The organism is Methylocaldum sp. (assembly GCF_035627495.1).
Taxonomy (GTDB): Bacteria; Pseudomonadota; Gammaproteobacteria; order Methylococcales; family Methylococcaceae; genus Methylocaldum.
This window is the reverse complement of the sequence record NZ_DASPLO010000134.1, coordinates 1-1,972: the sequence shown is the minus strand read 5'-3', so window position 1 is coordinate 1,972 and position 1,972 is coordinate 1. Positions and strand designations below refer to the sequence as shown.

Annotated in this window: 3 protein-coding genes and 1 pseudogene; 1 reads left to right on the top strand and 3 read right to left on the bottom strand. The window is 55.5% G+C overall.

Annotated elements, in window-relative coordinates:
• Positions 1-206: 206 nt before the first annotated feature.
• The gene (locus tag VEB01_RS10715; protein ID WP_324875285.1) at positions 207-569 is read right to left on the bottom strand and encodes a TfoX/Sxy family protein; all 363 of its coding nucleotides are present in this window, start codon (positions 567-569) and stop codon (positions 207-209) included.
• Positions 570-602: 33 nt separating this feature from the next.
• On the bottom strand, positions 603-1,049 hold the full coding sequence (locus tag VEB01_RS10710) for a GFA family protein (protein ID WP_475441746.1): 447 nt from the start codon (positions 1,047-1,049) through the stop codon (positions 603-605).
• A gap of 101 nt (positions 1,050-1,150) precedes the next feature.
• Between VEB01_RS10710 and VEB01_RS10705 the strand changes: the two genes are divergently transcribed.
• Complete coding sequence (locus VEB01_RS10705; RefSeq protein ID WP_324875283.1) at positions 1,151-1,543, top strand: winged helix-turn-helix transcriptional regulator; 393 nt, start codon at positions 1,151-1,153, stop codon at positions 1,541-1,543.
• 95 nt (positions 1,544-1,638) lie between these two features.
• On the opposite strand, the pseudogene VEB01_RS10700 reads toward VEB01_RS10705, so the two are convergent.
• A pseudogene (locus tag VEB01_RS10700) lies at positions 1,639-1,972 on the bottom strand (IS3 family transposase); the annotation flags it as partial.

Genomic DNA, 1,972 nt, shown 5'->3' with positions numbered 1-1,972 from the left:
TTGAAACACGTTCTTTGCAATGTCCAGCCCAATTCGAGCAACCTGCATGACACTCCCCCTCTCTAGTGATTGGTATAACCCAACTCCAATCTGGCACATCCGATGCCGTAGGAGTAGGGGGAGTCCATGTCATTAGCTCAGGGACAGGCCAAAAGCGCAGCGGTTGGCCTGTCCCTCTGGAGCGCCTTGTTGGGCGTATATGGATCTCACGCCTTCTTCCTTGTGGAGCGTGGCGGTTTGATCCTGAATTTTTCTGTCTTTGGGGGAAGAGTACCAACGTATGTCAGCGCCATTTCCAGCCAATTGGCAAGAGTTTCGTCCCGGCTTATCCCATCAGGTTCAATCGAAATGAAACCAGGCATAGGATGACCCGCACCGTCGCAGCGCTTTGCCATGGGGTTGGCAAGCGCCTGTGGCTCAGCATCTTTGCCAACGCGGACCATCAGCCCTTTCTTTGAGGCGCAGCACAGCATGTTTCCGTTCAGCAGGAAGGTTATGCCGCCAAACATGCGCTTCTCGGAAAGTGGCAAGCCGATGAGCAAGGCGCGGATTCTTTCTTCAAGACTCACGGGGTCACAAGGCGGGTGCGGATTCATCACGGTTTACCCCTCTTCAGGCATGGGCGGCATTTCCTTGAAGGCAGGCAGTGCCGGGTCAAGGTGATCCCACGCCAGCAACCGTTTCGTGTAAACCGCCATTTGCGGCGATATAGCTGCTGGGTCGTCCAGACTCGCCACCCTGAACGTCACCATGCCCGGCATACTTGAACTCTTCCCAAACAGGGGACTACCACAAGTAGGGCAGAAACTTGTGGTGACGGTGTTCCCACTGTCCGCCCTCCATTCAAATCCACGGAAGTCGCCGCTGATTTTCATTGTGTCTTCAGGGACTAAGGCGTGAAATGTGTGCCCCGAACCGCTGAGCTTGCGGCAGCTCTCGCAGTAGCAAAACCCCGTCATGGCCGGGGCGGTGGTGACCTCATATCGTACGGCGCCACATAGGCAGCCGCCTTTTATTATGGCGAACGAGGCATTTGTCTGGGTGTTCATGTACGCATCTCCTTTCAACTGTTGTCACTTGCCAATCGCAAGTGACAACATCATGCTACCGAAACTTGCGCTTTGCAAGTGACCCGTGTAGGGTTCACAACATGAGTAAAGAAGCTGGCACACCTGCATTCCGTTCTCAATGTCCCGTAGCTGCATCGCTCGACTTGCTGGGTGACAAGTGGAGCCTAGTCATCGTCCGGGATTTGATGGTCCGCAAAAGAAGATACAAGGATTTCCAGGATTCCCCAGAGGGCATCCCTACAAATATTCTCGCAAACCGCCTACGTAAGCTTGAGGAGGACGGAATCATCAAAAAACGTCCTTATCAAGAGAAACCCGTGAGATACGAATACTCTTTGACCCGCAAGGGTGCGGATTTGCTACCGGTATTACAGCAACTGGCGCTTTGGGGACACAAGCATATTCCGGGGCGCTGGTCTCCACCCGACTGGTTCTTGAACGCAAAGCCGGACGACCTGCTGGCGGAAAAATAGTATTGAGATTCGCGCATATCATGGCTGATGCCCAACGTTTGAGCTCAGGCTGCGGCTGAACCGCCCCAGGAATTTCGGAGGCTTATGGATGTGAGTCACGCCGCCATGGCGGACTCGGTGAGTTGGCGGTAATAGGCTGCTTCGGCCTCGGCAGGCGGAATGTTGCCGATCGGTTCCAGCAGCCTGCGATGGTTGAACCAGTCCACCCAGGCCAGCGTGGCCCATTCCACCGCTTCCAGGTTCTTCCACGATAGCCCGTTGATGGTCTCGGCTAAGGCATTATCGTAGGAGTCGCCCACGCTGCCCACCGAAGGTTCGATACCGGCCTCGGCCAAGCGCTCGGTATAGCGGATCGACACGTATTGCACTCCGCGGTCGCTATGATGGATCAAGCCGCCTCGGCTGACCGGCTGGCGCGCGTACAGAGCT

What these genes read in the sequence shown, in the direction of transcription:
- VEB01_RS10705 (WP_324875283.1), top strand. Translation starts at nt 1,151, where the DNA reads ATGAGTAAAGAAGCTGGCACACCTGCATTCCGTTCTCAATGTCCCGTA.
- VEB01_RS10710 (WP_475441746.1), bottom strand. Translation starts at nt 1,049, where the DNA reads ATGAACACCCAGACAAATGCCTCGTTCGCCATAATAAAAGGCGGCTGC.